Annotated in this window: 8 protein-coding genes; 4 read left to right on the top strand and 4 right to left on the bottom strand. The window is 51.0% G+C overall.

Going from position 1 to position 16,955, the window contains the following annotated elements; genetic code table 11:
* Nucleotides 1-217: 217 nt before the first annotated feature.
* Complete coding sequence (locus tag SH451x_RS05700; RefSeq protein WP_479361481.1) at nt 218-1,597, top strand: hypothetical protein; 1,380 nt, start codon at nt 218-220, stop codon at nt 1,595-1,597.
* Nucleotides 1,598-1,639: 42 nt separating this feature from the next.
* Here the strand turns inward: SH451x_RS05700 and SH451x_RS05695 are convergent, their stop codons facing one another.
* On the bottom strand, nt 1,640-2,494 hold the full coding sequence (locus SH451x_RS05695; protein ID WP_479361480.1) for an HAD-IIB family hydrolase: 855 nt from the start codon (nt 2,492-2,494) through the stop codon (nt 1,640-1,642).
* A 174-nt stretch (nt 2,495-2,668) separates the two neighbouring features.
* Here SH451x_RS05695 and SH451x_RS05690 point away from each other — a divergent pair, with 174 nt between their 5' ends.
* Entirely contained in the window at nt 2,669-4,825 is a 2,157-nt protein-coding gene (locus SH451x_RS05690) for an HAD-IIB family hydrolase (RefSeq protein ID WP_479361479.1), read from the top strand.
* Complete coding sequence (locus SH451x_RS05685; protein ID WP_479361478.1) at nt 4,812-6,773, top strand: alpha-amylase family glycosyl hydrolase; 1,962 nt, start codon at nt 4,812-4,814, stop codon at nt 6,771-6,773. Before SH451x_RS05690 ends, SH451x_RS05685 begins: the two co-directional genes overlap by 14 nt.
* A 3-nt stretch (nt 6,774-6,776) precedes the next feature.
* Here SH451x_RS05685 and tsaD read toward each other — a convergent pair whose 3' ends face one another.
* From tsaD to SH451x_RS05670, 3 genes are read right to left on the bottom strand one after another with little or no spacing between them, the layout of a single operon-like run.
* Nucleotides 6,777-7,841 (bottom strand): tRNA (adenosine(37)-N6)-threonylcarbamoyltransferase complex transferase subunit TsaD, encoded by a 1,065-nt coding sequence (gene tsaD / locus SH451x_RS05680; RefSeq protein ID WP_479361477.1) that lies wholly within the window; start codon nt 7,839-7,841, stop codon nt 6,777-6,779.
* A 3-nt stretch (nt 7,842-7,844) separates the two neighbouring features.
* The gene (locus SH451x_RS05675) at nt 7,845-10,373 is read right to left on the bottom strand and encodes a DUF4159 domain-containing protein (protein ID WP_479361476.1); all 2,529 of its coding nucleotides are present in this window, start codon (nt 10,371-10,373) and stop codon (nt 7,845-7,847) included.
* A gap of 45 nt (nt 10,374-10,418) precedes the next feature.
* Nucleotides 10,419-11,372: a lysophospholipid acyltransferase family protein gene (locus SH451x_RS05670; protein ID WP_479361475.1), complete on the bottom strand. Its 954-nt coding sequence runs from the start codon at nt 11,370-11,372 to the stop codon at nt 10,419-10,421.
* A gap of 350 nt (nt 11,373-11,722) precedes the next feature.
* On the opposite strand from SH451x_RS05670, the gene SH451x_RS05665 reads away from it, so the two are divergent.
* Nucleotides 11,723-16,792, top strand: a complete 5,070-nt coding sequence (locus SH451x_RS05665) for an Ig-like domain-containing protein (RefSeq protein ID WP_479361474.1) — start codon at nt 11,723-11,725, stop codon at nt 16,790-16,792.
* The last annotated feature ends 163 nt before the right edge of the window (nt 16,793-16,955 follow it).

The following is a 16,955-nucleotide window of genomic DNA, read 5'->3' as shown; positions in this document are numbered from 1 at the left end:
CAGTGCTGCTATTGTATCTGCAGTCGACCGCAAGGCGAGGGGGATGTGGCTCTTTTGTTACGATTGTTTCTACCGTTCGCCAATGATAAAAAGGCTGTCCCGAATATTCGCAACCGTTGCTGAAGAGCCTCTCCATTCGCTAGCTTCGACGCCACGAATGCATTCGCCCCGCTCAGATATTTTTAGACTTGCCGGAATTCGCCTTACCAATCTGACCATGCATAGCAATCGTTACACGGCACAATCACACGGAATTAGCCAGTCCGTCACCTGCTTTAGCCTGTTCCGCTATGCCGTCATCACAGCATTATTCATTGCTCAGTCCACTGTGGTGAGCTTTTCCCAAGACGCCACAACTGCGGAGGAGAATCCTCCGACGTCGGCCGACACCCCCAGCGAAGCAAGTCCTCCCGAAGATTCTCTGCCCGGTGACGTATTAGAACCGCTAAACGACGTGGACACCTTGGATGAGGACTTGGACGAAGCAGGCGGATTAGACGATGAAGAACTGGCCGAAGAGAAGGAACCAAAGGTTAATCCGGCCATTGAAAAGCTTGTTCAGCAACTGGGGGATAATAATTTCGAGAAACGCGAGGCGGCCACCAATCAACTTGTCTTGATGGGCATGGAAGTCGTTCAACCTCTAAAGGCTCACCAACGGAATTCAAGCGACCCGGAAGTAATCGCTCGGATCGCCATGATCGTGCAAACGCTGGAAACCTCCGAATTGCCAGGTCGCATTGATGCTTTCATGCAGCATCCCGGCAAGTTGGACGATCATGAATTTTTCGGGTGGCCGGAATTCTCGAAATATGTCGGCACCAATCGCGCGTCGCGGAGATTTTTTCTCCAAATGCTCGAAAACCACCCGAGGATTTGCTTTGAGAATTTGCAAGACCCAGCAGTCTTGAAAGAAGTTTCAGAAGCCACCATAAAATCTGTGCTCGAGAGATTTAGCTCACGCATGGAGACAACCGTCGGCGATGCAATCGCACTCCAATACATGATGTTACTCCTGAGCGACCAAAGTACTGGCGACCTAGAGACCGCCGCAGTCGCGCTAGTTGGAACCTATCCGTATACAGCGGAACTTAAAGACGAAAGAGTTTCCAAGGTCGCCAAGCGATTTACTGGAAACTGGTTAGCCACCATCAAGCTTGATCCTGTGCGTCCGCTTCTAATTGGACTAGAGTTTAAGGTCCCAGAAATCAAAGACTTGGCTAGTCGCTTGTTACAAGACAGGCAAGTCGGCATTGACGCCTACACGCTCGCCATGCAAACACTCCTAGTGTTTGGCAACGAAGAAAACTTGCCACTCGCAGAGAGTTGGCTCAAAGACGATCGCTCAATTTTCAAAATGAACACAATCGAAAACAACGAAGTTGTTATGCTCGAGCAGAAATTCCAAGACTTAGCTTTGGCCGCGTGTGTCAGCATTCGCGGGCTGGAAATGCGTGAATTTTTCCCTACTGCCCTCCCACATCCAATTCGTGGTTACATGCCTAACTCAATCGGTTTTACCGAACGGACGGGAGAACGGATAGGCGCTTTTGCAAAATATCAGGCCATCGTGGATGCCGAGCAGTCTTCAAACTGATTTTTCTTAAGGCAACTTGTTTCGAGGTTTCGCCACTCTCCGTCAAGAAGCTTTTGACTTGTCCAAAAAGTGCCTCACGCCATCAAGGACTCCGCTGGTAGCCGGCAGTTTCGAGATGTGCAAACGTTGTGTACTGCTGAACTCTTTCAAGTGCTGTTCGGTCACGACTTTTTTCAGGTCGTCCGCTGCATTGCCCACGACAACCGCGTTAAATCCAGAGATCAACGCGTGCAGGTCATTCCCGGAATCCCCCGCGTAGATGATCTGTTCTTGATCAAACGCTTGCTCCTTCGACCACCATTCAACAGCAAAGCTCTTGTTGACTTTCGATGGAAGTAGATCAATCAGGCCATCTCCCGTAAACGGATCAACGCTTGAAACAATTTCAAAATTGTGGTTTGAAAGCCCCAGTCGTCTCTCGATCTGGATGACGTAGTCTTCAATCTGGGCTGCATCACAATAGTAACTCAATTTATGGTGGCCTTGCTTTGCCTCCTCCTGCACCTGCAGGCCAGATATTTCGCTAAGCCCCTCGCGAAGTGTACCGGCAGGCACATTGCCAGTGATTGCATCCAAGCACCATCGGTAGTCTTCCACAAGCTGGTAACCACATCCGGAATCACCAACATGTTTCATACGAACGGCACTATTTGACTCTGTGACGTCAACCTTTCGATAGAGTTCAGTTCCGACGTTGGCAAATATGTAATCGGCCAGTGGAAGTTCTGCTGTGGCGATCACGTCGACCACAGACTCAATATGCCGGCCCGTAACAAAGACTAGCACCATTTTTTCCGAATCAAGCAGACGGCTTAGTAGTCGCAGATCGTCTCGATTTCTAGACTGCCCAACAAGGGGCAATAAAGTTCCGTCTAAATCGGTGGCTAGGACTTTCATAGGATTATTTTTAAGCATGAACTACGTAAGGCATGAGGGTTGCTTCATCATAGCGTTGGATGTTCTGCGAACAATCCATAGTTTTGATGTAGCAAGTGCCGTCAACTATTGAAAAAAGAGTAACGCTGCGACTTTTCTGAATAACTCGACGACTGTAGCAAATTCGATGAAGCAATGAGCCAAGCACCACGTGAAGCTGGACTTCACATCGTCCTGATAAGTTTGCACGGATTGATTCGTGCCTCAAACCCTGAACTTGGCCGCGACCTTGACACTGGCGGACAAGTAAAATACGTCTTAGAGCTCGCTGCGGAACTTGGTCGCCGTGAAAACGTCAAGCAAGTTGACCTTGTTACACGTCAAATTGTTGACGACCGTGTTAGCCCTGACTATGCCCAGCTAACAGAGCCGATCAACGATAAGGCGAGGATAATCCGCATTCCGTTTGGGCCACGCAGATATCTACGCAAGGAAAAGCTCTGGCCGTACATGGATATGTTCGTCGACCAGATGACACAACACTTTCGCCGGACGGGCCTGCCCGATCTACTCCACGGACATTATGCAGACGCAGGTTACGCCGGAGCTCAGCTGGCGAGAATGCTGCACATTCCTTACGTGTTCACTGGACACTCTTTAGGGAGAGTCAAGCGGCAAAGGATGAGCGCGGCAAAATATGATGAAACTGAACTTGAAGAAAAATACCGCTTTGGAACACGTGTTGAGGCTGAAGAATTAGCCCTTGAACTCGCTTCGATGGTCGTCGTAAGCACCAATCAAGAGATCGAAGAACAGTACGAACTCTATCAGCACTACACGCCAGAGCGCATGGAAGTCATTCCGCCGGGCGTCGACCTGACACAGTTTCGACCAGCCAATAACGGCGATTGCAACAAAGCGATTGCCGCGAGTCTTGCACCGTTTTTGCGAGAGCCGGAAAAACCGATCATTCTTGCAATGGCAAGGCCCGACGAACGCAAGAATACCAAAATGCTGGTCAAAGTATTCGGTGAAAGTAAGGAACTGCAGGATCTGGCAAACTTAGTCCTGGTCATTGGCACACGCAAGGACATAGGTCAGATGGCTCCGGCGCAGCGGTCAGTTCTCACGGAATTGCTGATCTTAATCGACAAATATGACTTGTACGGCAAGGTTGCCTATCCTAAGAACATCCTTCCCGAATTCGGTCCCGACCTTTACCGTTACGTTGCTCATACCAAAGGCGTGTTTGTCAATCCTGCCTTCACCGAACCCTTCGGGCTAACGCTCCTCGAAGCCGCAGCGTCCGGCATCCCGATTGTTGCGACTAACGACGGCGGCCCGCGTGATATCATTGCGAATTGCCAGAATGGAGAACTTGTCGATCCGCTAGCCCCAGATGAAATCACTCGCGCGCTGCTGATTCCACTAACCGAGCCCAAACAATGGGATGAGTGGTCGAAGAAAGGTGTCGCCGGTGCTACGAACTACTACTCATGGGCAACCCACGTCGATAGATATCTTCGGGACGTGAGCGAGATCATCAAACTGGCAGCCAAACCCGCCCTAGCCGAGAGAGGGCGTAATAGACGCCTGCCAGAATTTGATCGCCTGATTATTTGCGATATGGATTGTACGTTAACGGGTGATGACGATTCCCTTCGTGAATTTTGCGAACTTATTAACAACGAACCGCGAGTCGGTTTTGGTTTGGCAACAGGTAGGGGATTGGAAGATGCCATGAAAATGGTTGAAACCTTACAGCTGCCTGCACCTAACCTATTGATCACGAGTGCCGGCACAGAACTTTACTACGGTACCGAGCTCACACCTGATACTTCTTGGCAAAAACAGATTGGTTTTTCCTGGGAGCCAGACCGCGTTCGAGAAGTACTGTCGGCCATAAAAGGCTTGTTTCCGCAAGACGAATCTGAGCAGTCCGCTTATAAAATCAGCTATACGGTGGACAATGAAATCGCGCCGTCAGTTCCCGAGATCCGCCGCATGCTGCGCGAGGCAGGGCTGCGGACCAAGGTGATTTTCTCGCTCGGACTATTCTTGGACATTTTGCCTGTCCGAGGGGGCAACGGTGTTGCCCTGCGACATCTGCTGTTCAAATGGGGATTCCCTCCTGAGCAAGTCTTGGTTGCTGGCGACTCCGGAATCGACGAAGAGATGCTACGCGGGAGAACGCTGGGAGTTGTAGTGGGCAATCACGGCCCCGAACTTAAGAAGCTGCGTAAACAACCACGGATCTACTTCTCTCAGGCCCACCACGCGCGCGGAATATTGGAAGGCATCGAGTTTTATCAGTTCACTAAATCAATCACTATACCGAATGACCAGCCCTAGGACAGCAAAGGAAAAGTCTCGCTACGAAGCACAACTATCTCTCAAACGTCTGATGCCACGTGTCGTCGCCTTTTGGGATAGTATTGATGCCCCCGAAGGCGAACGCGAACTTTTCTCAGAACGACTCGACCGGCATTTTGAATCGCTCTTTCTGTTGCTGCGCGAACTTTACAGTGACCGCTTCGACTTTTTCTTTCATCTGGAAGAGACGATTGCAGGCTTGGCGAACGCCTCGCTCCAACGGCCGAGTGAACTGAAGGACCAGGACAAGTTCCGGCTGAATCACCCGCAATGGTTTCTGTCGCAAGAGGTAGTTGGCGGGGCTTTGTACGTCGATCTGTTTAGCGAAAATCTTGGCAAACTTCGCGAGCATATTGGGTACTTCCAAAAGTTAGGCTTGACCTATCTGCATCTCATGCCGCTCTTCGCAGTTCGACCTGGCAACAGCGATGGCGGCTATGCGATTAGCAACTATCGGTCGGTCGACCCACGTATCGGGACAATCTCAGACCTACAGTTGTTAGCGAACGATCTACGAGAAGTCGGCATTTCCTTGGTACTTGACTTTGTCTTCAACCATACCGCGGATGATCACGTGTGGGCTCAACGTGCGCTAGCCGGTGAGTTCGAGTATGAAGAATATTATCGAATATTTCCCGACCGCGAAGTGCCAGACCAGTATGAACGCACTCTTCGTGAAATCTTCCCGACAGTTCGTCGCGGGAACTTTACGTGGCACGACGGAATGAGCAAGTGGATCTGGACAACGTTCAACAGTTTTCAGTGGGACCTCAACTATTCTAACCCGGCAGTGTTTCGCGCTATGATGGAAGAGATGCTCTTCTTGGCAAACATGGGTGTCGATATCTTGCGTCTAGACGCGGTCGCATTTATTTCGAAGAAGATGGGCACTAACTGTGAGAATTTGCCTGAAGCGCACACCCTGATTCAAGCTTTCAATATTGCTGCGCGCATTGCATCGCCAGGCCTGCTTTTCAAATCGGAAGCGATCGTCCACCCTGATGAAGTCGTGCGTTATGTTAGCAGCCACGAATGTCAAATTTCTTACAATCCGACCCTTATGGCGCTCCTCTGGGAATCCCTGGCCACACGCAATGTCAAACTTTTGAATCAATCACTCTCACACCGCCATCATCTACCACAGCTCACCACGTGGGTCAATTACCTTCGCTGCCATGACGATATTGGCTGGACATTTGACGATGCAGATGCTAGCGCCGTAGGTATTAACGCTTACGACCATCGACAATTCCTGAACAAGTTCTACACGGGCCAATTTGAAGGTTCGTTTGCGCGCGGAGTCCCGTTTCAACATAACCCCAAGACGGGCGACATGCGAATTTCAGGGACGATGGCTTCTTTAGCAGGGTTAGAACAAGCTATTGAGGCCGAGGACCCTTATTTGATCGATATGTCTTGCCGTCGCATTATCTTGTTGCATGCGATGGCACTGAGCATCGGAGGAATACCGCTCGTTTACCTAGGCGAAGAGTGGGGTATGCTCAACGACTACGACTTCGTGAAAGACCCAGCCAAGGCGGGCGATACGCGATGGATTCACCGACCAAAATTTCGTTGGGACTATCTCGAACAACTTGAAGACGGCGATGCGACAAGGCGGCGACTTTACACTTCGATCAGCAAGATGATTAAGTTGCGAAGGCAGACCGAAGCATTTGCGGGGCTGGAGATGGAACTGATTCACCAGGAAAATGATAGTGTCCTGAGCTTCATCCGAACTAATGGCGGTCACCGAATGTTGGTGGTGGCAAACTTTAGCGAGCAAGCTCATGCGATCGACGGCAATAAGCTTCGACTACGCGGACTAGGACGCTTCTTCCAAGACATCGTAACAGAGCGTACCTTCAGCACGTCCGTAAATGTCACGCTCGATCCTTATGAATTCCTCTGGCTCAAACGTGTGTAATAGCTAACGACGAACCAGTCCTGGTGTTACATCTAGATCCAGGCCATCGAATACACCTGCTTTGACTTTCTCCCATGCAATCGCGCCCATAATGGCGTTGTCCGTGCATAATTCCGGTTCAGCAATAAGAAGCTCGAAGCCTCTTTTCGTCGCCAACTGCTGCAACGCGGATCTGAGCTTTCGATTGGCCGCAACACCGCCTCCGACACACAAGCGGTTGAGTTTACTTCGTTTCATCGCCAGCGCACACTTCCCCACAATGCAGTCGACGACTGCTTGTTCGAAGGACGCGGCAACATCGGCCTTTTGCTGAACACTTAGATGGCTAGAGTCGACAGTGGCTTGCTGTGGTGCTGAGATTTTGTACCGCACGGCTGTCTTCAGTCCAGAGAAACTAAAGTTCAGCGTTGTAGAATCGTTCATCATCGGACGTGGAAAGTCGAATGCCGCCGCATTACCGTCCATCGCTAGCTTTGAAAGTTGTGGGCCGCCTGGGAACGGCAAGCCTAGCATCGCAGCAACTTTGTCGAACGCCTCGCCCGCCGCGTCATCGATCGTGCAGCCTAGCAAGGTCCAGTCTGTTGACGTCTCGCACTGATAAAGGTGCGTGTGGCCGCCACTCACAACTAGCCCAACACAAGGAAACACCTTTTCCGCGTTACCTACGCCGCATGCATAGATGTGAGCATGCATATGATTTATTGCCACCAGAGGTTTATCCCAAGCCAAACACAGTCCCTTTGCCGTCGACAGTCCTACCAAAAGTGAACCAGGCAGCCCAGGCTGTGTAGCAACCGCTACCGCGACTAAATCTTCAATCGAGATATTGGCGTCGTGAATTGTCTTGCGAAGAACGGGAAGGAAATTCTCTAAATGTGCACGAGCAGCAATTTCGGGAACAACTCCCGAGAACTCTTCATGCAATTTTTCCTGAGTCGCTAAAGCACTTGCGAGCACCTTTCCGTCACGACGAATTATTGCCGCCCCAGTTTCGTCACAGGTGCTTTCAAGTGCTAGGATGCACTGTCGCTTGGGAGGAACTTTTGAAATTGCATTAGGAAGGGACAATTATTACTCGCTCATGGCTGCAAGGATCATGTTGATGCCGATCCGAGCGGCGTCTTCGCGAACATAACCTCGGCATTGTGTCACGCCGCTCGATTCCAACGCACAACTCAAATCGTACGGCGAAAATATACACACTGTCCGTCCGTTGTAAATCAAACGCTCTAGAACCGGAGGGCCTTCGCGCTTCGCAATCGCGACCGGCCCACCTGCCGTCGACGGGTCCAGCATGGTAACGCTACGAATATCGAAACCTTGGAACTGGTTCGTCAGCATGCGATCATTCGCGGAGACCTGCTCCCAAGCGGCGTCTGGCAAAATTTGTGCAAGTTCGGCTTTTAACGAAGTCGAAAATGATTCGTTGGCGCAGATACTGTCACCCAATAGAACTCCGCCATTTTGGAAATACTGGCGGAGCGCTTCACGATCAGCATCGGAGTACTCAAATGCATTCCGGCCATGAATATAGACGACGACGCATTTTTTGAGATCATCGCTAGTCGGTGTAATGAGTGGAGCTGTCGTATCGATTTGCGTCGGCACGCTCGCTTCAAACGCAGTTAGTAGTCGCGGAATCGCCCGCGGAGTTTCATCGTCTCCGCCTGCATGTCGCAGTCGTGGCAACCGCAAAGTACCGCGATCGACTTCAATCCCCTGAGATTTCTCAAGCGCAACTTGGGGGACTTCCAGTCGCTCTTTCAATTCACGGCCGGTTGCGTACGTCACAACGTTGATCCCTACCGCCGTCGCCTCATCCAGTTCCGCCAATACTTTCGCACTTACCTTGGGGGGAAGACCGTATGGACGATTTAGTTCCCAACGGCAAGCCAGCGAGATGGGAGAGTAGACTACGGCAGTGCGACAACATGCTTCGACGCCGTAGAGCCAAAAATCTTTGGGCAGGTTTTTTACATCGATTGGAATCTGCGCCGACCAAACTGGGTGCGTCGTGCTCAACTTGTGCATTTCAGATTCGAACAATTCAGCCATTAAGGCCGCAAACGATTTTTCAAATTCTTCGCCATTACAACCGTTCCCGTTTCGCGCCTCGGCAAAAATGAAGCCCCCATTTTCTACGTATTCTTTAATCACGGCTTTGGTACGGTCATCTAACAGCAGTCGCTGAGAGCCGCTGATGAACAGCACAGGACTCTCCATCAGGTCGGTCACACTCGCCTCGGTTAATGCAATGCTCTGCCACGAAAGATCGCGTTTCCAGGCCTTTTCGATGTGACCGTTCAAATGGTTGACGGCGTGATCGTGAAAAGTGAAGGAGAACTGATTGGTTAGTTGCGGAACATCATCTTCCGGCAGTTGCGCTCGAGCGATGACAATTTGTCGTTTGCCTTTGGAAAGAAACAGCACTCCCAGCGCAGTGGACGTAACTGCGTCTCCTGAGGTCGGGTCATTAAAAAAGCCTTGAAAAGTGCTTTGCCGGCTTACAATCTCAGCACTCCCTTCGCGGTACCAGTCGTGACCGCCGATCAAACGTTGCCCCGTCAAGCGACCTACACGCTCAATACCGTACAAATAGTAGAACAAGTATCCGCCACCAGGATTCTGACTGCTCGAGAAGTTTCGAGCTAGCCACTCTAGTCCATATTGTGCATCGCGAACTCGGTTGTCTTGCCCCCCACAACAAACTAATTGGTCGTCTTGAGCCACGACGTCGGCAATGTTCGCTGCGTCTTCGGCCATTAGCAGCGACGCAATCCCGGCCGCAGTCATGGAGCCGGAAGCACCGCCATCGTTGTACCCCCAACCGCCACTGTTTTGAGCGAGACGATCCCCTGGGTTCCCCGGATCCTGTTTCTGCCTCGCGCGCCAATACGCAGCTATGCCCCGGAGTGCATCTGTTGGGATTTTGATTCCAACGCGCTGCGCCTCCCACAAGGCTAGAGCAGCAAACTGGCTGTTGGATTGGTCTGGTCGATTGCTGAATTGGTCGTAGGCCCAACCACCAACCCCATTTCCTTTCTTCACTTGTGCGTCCAGCAACCATTGGACGTTACTTCGGATCAGCGGAAGATCCTGCTCAGGTTCCGCCGCACAGTAGACCATCGTTTGCAAGGAAGCTTCGTACACATGCGTTGGCTTGTTCGATCGCAGGTAGTTCAGCGATTTGGCAACTACTGGGTCGTCGGGCTCTCGTCCGGCATTAAGTAGCGCCAAAACGACAAGCGCCGTTTGGCCCGTCGCTTGACCTTCATAGCCGCTCCAACTGCCATCATTTTTCTGTGAAGCTGCGAAGAAATCGTAAGCACTGTTCAACGATCGCTCGACCATTTCCGCCGTGATCTTTTTGCGATCTTGAGCCTCGCTGGGCATTGCCAAACCGACGACGGCGGCAAACATGACTAGCAGCTTGCGCAGCATCGATTTTCTCGTGATTTTTAAGATGAATACTACAGCCATTTTAAGCACGGCCGTCGCACCTACAGTTGTTCCATCCAATCGAGGGACCTCAGCGTGTTTATGAAAAGATTCGCCCTCCAGACGTACGACTTTTATTCTACCATCGTTCGTCTTCTGCATGCTGTCACTAAAAGGTCGCTGACGAGACTTTTGATGCTCAAGCAATTAAGCCGCAACTTGCTTGGCCTTCTTTCGTAGGCGTGCTGGCGGCTCTCTCCAACGGCGATGAACCCACCAATATTGGTCAGGGTATTTCCGAATGCTCGTTTCCAGGCATCTGTTATACCAGTTCGTAATGGCTTCAACACCTGCCAGCCGATCATCAGCTTCGTTTTTGGGATCAATTCGGTCAATCCACTGCAACTCGAACTGCAAAGGGGCGTTCAGACGGCGATTCGAGACGACCATTGTCGGAGCGCCGCTTGACAGGGTGAAGAGCGCGAGAGCTTTGTGGCAAGAGGCTGGATGCCCCAGAAAATCGACCCACACACCGCGCACTCCGGCGTCTTGATCCGCCAACAACGCGAGGGTCCCTCCGTTATTAAGGAGTTCTTGAACTGGTTCGGCACCGCTGTTTTTCGACAGAAAGTGCTGGCCCCCTGTGGAGCGAAAGTTGGTGATATAGTCATGTAAAAAGCCGTTGTCCAACTCGCGAGCGATCGTTGTTGAGGGTAGTCCGAACACGCCGTTTACAAACCCTGCTAGCTCGAAATTCCCCAAATGCCCAGTCACCAGCAGTTTTGCACGAGAATCGAAGACATGTCGCAGAATTTCGCCGCGGTTGGGAATCCGGAAGTGCTGGTACCAGTTCGTCCGATGGATCTTGCGTTTGGCGTGTGCGATTTCACATACCATCAAGAGCAAGTGAAACCACATCCGCTCTTCTGTCTGTTCAATCGCAGCCGTTGACCAATGCGGAAAAACTCGCTTCAGATTCTCACGGATCAGACGCCGACGAAGCTTGAGAGGCTTGGCCAGAACAAAGGCCATCAGCCGACAAATGCGTTCCGTCCGCTGCAGATCTGTCGATTGGATTAAACACATCAACAAGCGGAATGCTAGAAAAGCGAAATAATCCACCCACGTCCGTGTCTGTTTACCGTTGGCTCCATCCTGCATGTAAAACCGCTTGTCCTTCGTATTGTGAGTGCGAGTTCCCGCCGCTTGCAGGTCTAGATTCTGCCGAGCGGCTGTTGTGGCATTGATGCGAAGTATCGAATTTCACGTGTATCGATGTCTGTGTCTAGACCATTTCGCCGCCGCAACTTAACTCGCTGGCTCACATTCCAAGCGGAATCCTGCTTTCCAAGGAATTAGAGTCACAGGAGCAAAAACTGCTTTAGTCTGGGAACTTTGCGCGCCCCAAAGTCGTCTTAGCGGCGGAGCTTCGTTGACACACGTAATGCTCCAACTAGAATCGAACTCGCTCTTTTCCTTGTCAAACCTTTGATCTCTCCAGAACTACCCCGATGGTCAAGAACAACAAAAACGTCGAAAAATCCCGCGGAAACCGCTCACTTTTGCGACGTTTGCTACGGCAAGAAAACGAGTCCGGGGCGAAGCGAGACAAGCCCGGCTTGCAGATCGAACAGCTCGAAGACAGAAAGCTTTTAGCCGGAATTTTTATTCCTGCGATTGGCGTCCAGACGGGTTATTTTAAGGATGCGGCCGCTTACGAAGAATACTCGACGCATCTCACGAGCTACTACGGGGAATTATACAACCCCTACGGTCCAGAATACGACGGCGGTAGTGGAAGTGGCAGCGGTTATGGCCCTGGTTACGGCAATCCGAGCTACGGAGGCAGAAGTGGGCTGCAAGCCGAGGGAGCTTCGAATTCCATCGTCACGATGGAATTCGAGCCAAACAACCGCTCGGGCAGCGGTCAAGTTCTTGGAATTGACTCGCGTAATCCTGAAACGTCCGTCTCAATCATCAATGGTAATTTGGCTAACACGCCTGCCGGAAACGATACCGACTATTACGGGATGAATTTGCGCGGTGGTGATATCCTGGATCTCCGCGTTTCTGGAACGAATGGTACGACGCCCTTCATTGAACTTGTGGATCAGAATGGGCAATTGATTGTTACGGCTTTTTCTCCTGAAGAACTGATTTCAGGCTACCCGAGAAACGGCACCAGCCCGCTCACCACGGATGGCGGGATTTCATTTGCTTATGTCATTCCTCGGGACGGATTTTACCAGCTTCGAGTTTCTTCGGGCCAAGGAATTTATCAGGTCCGAGCTCAGGCCTTCCGAAACACTATTGAACAGGAGCCAATCGGTACGGTTCCTGAACTCTTCCTTGATTTTGATGGCACAGTTCTGGATCGATCAATCTACGGTATTGATCCTTCCATCCCAACAACCCCTTCAGTAATTCCAAGCTTCTTTGACTCCGTCCGCAACTTCGGATTCACGGAAGCCGATGTCGATCGAATGATCGATCAGATTTTGGAAAAAGTCGCACGTGACTTCAATGCGAACATTCCAATCTTGGGCGCCAATGGCGATTTTGAGAATGACGGTATCCCAGGCAACTTCGCGTTCCGACTGACCAATAGCAGGGATCATGGCGAACGTTTTGGACTGCCTAACGTATCTCGCGGAATAATTGGGGGAAGTTCGCTCGACTTCTTCGGTACACCGATCTTTGGTGTTCTCGGGATTGCCCAGCATATTGATGTTGGAAACTTTGACCGTGAAGACACGTTCATTGCTATGCCAGAAAACTTCCTGCAACTGGGTATACCTCAATTTACACCACTAGCACCTGGAGTATCGCAAGGGGATTATCTTGCCAGCCTTTTGGCGACGACAATCTCGCACGAATATGGTCATATCATTGGCCTGTGGCATACCAATCCGTTTAACAACATCGACGGAATTATGGACCCGTTCCTTAACACGGGCGATGGTCCAGATGGAATACATGGCTCAGAAGATGACGTTGTTGTTACGTTCGTGCGAGAGGCCTACCGCATCGCAAGTCCTCTATTCCCTGGAGTTCCGGGCGAGTTCTTGTTAGGTATCGAAGATCAAGCAGCAACGGTGTCGTGGAACCTCGCTTCTGGAACTCGCGGCGGCACCATTGAAGGTACCGTTTTCAGTGATACTAACCGCAATGGTGTTCGTAACACGGGCGAGTTTGGGATCGCCGGACAGACCGTTTTTGTCGACATCAATAACAACGGACAACTCGATACCGGTGAACCACGAGCGATCACCGATGCCGGCGGTAATTACACACTGCGAACTCCGCCAGGATCGCAAGTAGTTCGCTTGGCGGCAGCAGCGAACATGGCTGCCTCCGTGGGAGCAATCACAGTTAATGTCGGCTTGGATCAAACTCGATCGAACGTAAACTTCGGTCAGTTTATCACCACACAGAATATTACTGGTTTTAAATGGGCGGACATCAATGGAAATGGTGCGCGAGATCCAGGTGAACCTGGAATTGGCGGTGTTTACATTTATGCTGACCTAGACGGCGATAATCGCCCCGACTTGGCGGAGCCGGCCGCGATTACGAACGCTGATGGTTCGTACGTTTTATCATTTGTTCCTGTCGGTACATTTGCTATCCGCGAAGTCATCGAACCGGGCTTCCTGCAAACTTACCCAGCCAACGGCGAACACCTGATCACGCCTGAGACGGCTCGACCCTTGCAAGGTTTGGACTTCGGAAACCAGCCAGCACGCGACTATGGCGATCTCCCACCACCATACCTGACTTTGGCGGCTGAAAACGGTCCTAGCCACGGGATTCGCTTGGCACTATCGCTCGGTGAGACCGTCGATCTCGATTTTGATGGCCAGCCAAGCTTAACTGCGACTGGTGATGATGAGAATGGCGTCGACGACGAAGACGGTGTCTTCCTACTGGCTCCTATCGTAGCTGGTAGTTCGACTAACCAAATCCTCGTTAACGTAACCAATACCACGGGATCGGTTGCGTATCTTCAAGGCTGGATCGACTTCGACGGCAATGGTAATTTCAACGGACCGAACGAACATATTATCAACGATCAAATCGCCACAAGCGATATTTATGAGTTCTTTGCTCCGACTACAACTGCCATTGGAAATGTTTACGCCCGTTTCCGTCTAAGCACCGAACGCGAAGTTCGACCAACTGGCCCTGCAGTGGATGGCGAAGTAGAAGATTATCGTTTCCAAAGTTTAGAAACACTTCGATTCACGCTTTCCGATGACTTGATTGTAGAAAGAAATTCCGGGCCAGTCGAAGTCGACGTATTAAGCAATGATCCAGTTTTCACTCTGGAGAATTTCACTGCTAGGCTTGCTGACGTAAATCCAGGGAATCGAGGTACTGTCACGCTTGAAGATGGCGTCATTACTTATACGCCAGATTCCGGTTTTGTCGGGATTGACATCTTCAGTTACGTCCTCGAAATTTCAAACGGAATACCAGGCTCGACACCTTTCCTCCGATCGGAGACCGTGACCGCCTTTGTCGACTACCGATTCGACGATCCTGTTGCTATCGATAACTCCTTTGACGTCGCCGTCAACTCCGATACGCTCTCCTTGAATGTTTTGGCAAATGACGTAGAAGGTAACGGTGGTCAGCTGCTGATTCAATCTGTCTCGGCCGGAAACGCAAATGGAACTATTGCCCGGTCCTCAAACGGTCGGCAAATCGACTACAAGCCTGCTCCAAGCTTTGAAGGCACAGAAACGTTTACATATACGGTCGTCGATAGCGATAACAAAACGTCTACCGCAACCGTAACAGTGCACGTTCTACCTGGTGATCGTGATAATGATGATGTCGTTTTCTCGCTCGCTTTCCGAAACAGCCGAGGCAACGCAGCTAGTCAGATTCCACAAGGCCAAGATTTCTTTGTCGACGTGTTCGTTGAAGATATTCGCCAAACGCCAGGTGATAACGCCGGAGTGTACGCGGCTTACCTCGACCTCCTCTACAACAGCGATCTTGTCCTACCAGCCGGACAAATGCCCGGCAGCGCCTTCGATTTCGACGTGACCTTCTTAAACGGCTACACCGAAGGGCAAACCGGATCTTCTGCGCTCCCAGGCGTCATCGATGAACTCGGTGCCTTTAACGCTAACGCGACGCTCAATCAGTCAGGACGAGTACGACTGGCTACTCTGCGATTCAATGCACGAGCCGCTGGAATCGTAAGCTTTGTTCCGAACCCTGCCGATGTCGCTCCAGACAGTGACGTTGTACTCGCCAATAATTCCGACCAGCCGGTCCCTGGAATTCGAATCCGTTACCTGCGATCTGCCATCGAAGTCATTGCCAATCCTTCTGAATTCCCTCAAGCAATCGACGATTCGCCAGGCGAGTTCACCGTAAACTCGGTTCGTAATGAAATTCGAGTACTGGCGAACGACGTAGTCGGTGCAAATGGCCCGCTTCGCATCGTAAGAGTGACACAACCAGCAAATGGGTTCGTTTCAATTAACGACAATGGTACACCAAGCGACCCAACCGACGACTTCCTCCATTTTAACGCAGGAGCAACTCGGGGCGTCGAAACGTTCCAGTACACGATTATCGATGGCCTCGGTTTTGAATCGATCGGTAATGTAACAGTTCAAGTTGGACGGGTGACTCCCGACATTCAATTGCGGCTCGAAGTAACCAATACTTCTGGTCAGCCAATTACTAGCATCGGCGTTAACCGTCCTTTCCAATTGCGTGGTTATGTTAAGGATCTTCGAACAAACTCGAGTGATACCGGTGTATTCGCGGCCTATCAAGACATTCTCCTCTCAAATCCAAACTTGGCGACCATCAATGGTGCGAGCAACGATCTAGGTTTTGCAGTTTCCTTTGGAGCAAATTACCGTAACTTCCCAACGGGCGACATTCGCATTCCAGGTTTGATTAACGAAGTCGGCTCGCAACAATCGACCCTGCCAGGCGACGATTTTGAAGCACTCGGTTCCAACGAATTCTTGCAGTTTATCATTACGCTAACTGCAGGCTCTGAGACTGGGATCTTGACGTTTGTTGGGGATCCAGCAGACCTTTTCCCGTTCAGCGATACGCTGCTATTCGAGACAGTTGCTCCAGTTGATCCTTCACGCATCGACTACACCGACGTATCGATCTCGATCGTCCTTGCAGGCGGATTGGTCGGAGCGGGCGAGGGCTTCACAAACGAAATCAATCGGTACGACGTCAACAACGACGGACACGTTTCCCCAATTGACGTGTTATCGGTTATCAATGCACTGAACTCTAAAGGCATCGGTCGCATTTCAGATCTTTATGGATTGCAGGCCGAAGGTGAACAGCCCTCGGCGATTCGACGCTCGTATATTGATGCCAATCAAGACGGCATCCTGTCGCCGCTGGACGCGTTGACTGTAATTAACTACATTAACGCAAGAGCACGGCAAGGCTCGGGCGAAGGCGAAGCTGCCAGCAATGCCACCGACACCGTCATGGCTTTTGTCGCAACTGATGATTTCGACAGCGTTCTTTCCGCGGTTGCTATCGATGTCGATGTGATCAAAAAAGGTGGCACCAGAGCGTAAAGCATCTTGGTTGGCAACAAATCAACTCGGCTCATCTATCGGATGAGCCGTTTTTGTTGCGCTTTTGCCCAAATGAACGAGTGTAAAATCGTTATTGAGGTTCTAGCGCCCGCTCGCAGAATGACTTGGCTTGCGCTATAATTTCTGATTCCGGCAGGCAACC

The organism is Njordella aestuarii, assembly GCF_056494165.1.
This window is presented reverse-complemented; position numbering and strand designations above follow the sequence as displayed.

Bases quoted from the DNA above. Each gene is read 5' to 3' on its own strand.
- SH451x_RS05670 (WP_479361475.1), bottom strand. From the start codon at position 11,372: ATGCAGGATGGAGCCAACGGTAAACAGACACGGACGTGGGTGGATTAT.
- SH451x_RS05695 (WP_479361480.1), bottom strand. From the start codon at position 2,494: ATGAAAGTCCTAGCCACCGATTTAGACGGAACTTTATTGCCCCTTGTT.
- SH451x_RS05700 (WP_479361481.1), top strand. From the start codon at position 218: ATGCATAGCAATCGTTACACGGCACAATCACACGGAATTAGCCAGTCC.
- SH451x_RS05675 (WP_479361476.1), bottom strand. From the start codon at position 10,373: ATGCAGAAGACGAACGATGGTAGAATAAAAGTCGTACGTCTGGAGGGC.
- SH451x_RS05685 (WP_479361478.1), top strand. From the start codon at position 4,812: ATGACCAGCCCTAGGACAGCAAAGGAAAAGTCTCGCTACGAAGCACAA.
- SH451x_RS05690 (WP_479361479.1), top strand. From the start codon at position 2,669: ATGAGCCAAGCACCACGTGAAGCTGGACTTCACATCGTCCTGATAAGT.
- SH451x_RS05665 (WP_479361474.1), top strand. From the start codon at position 11,723: ATGGTCAAGAACAACAAAAACGTCGAAAAATCCCGCGGAAACCGCTCA.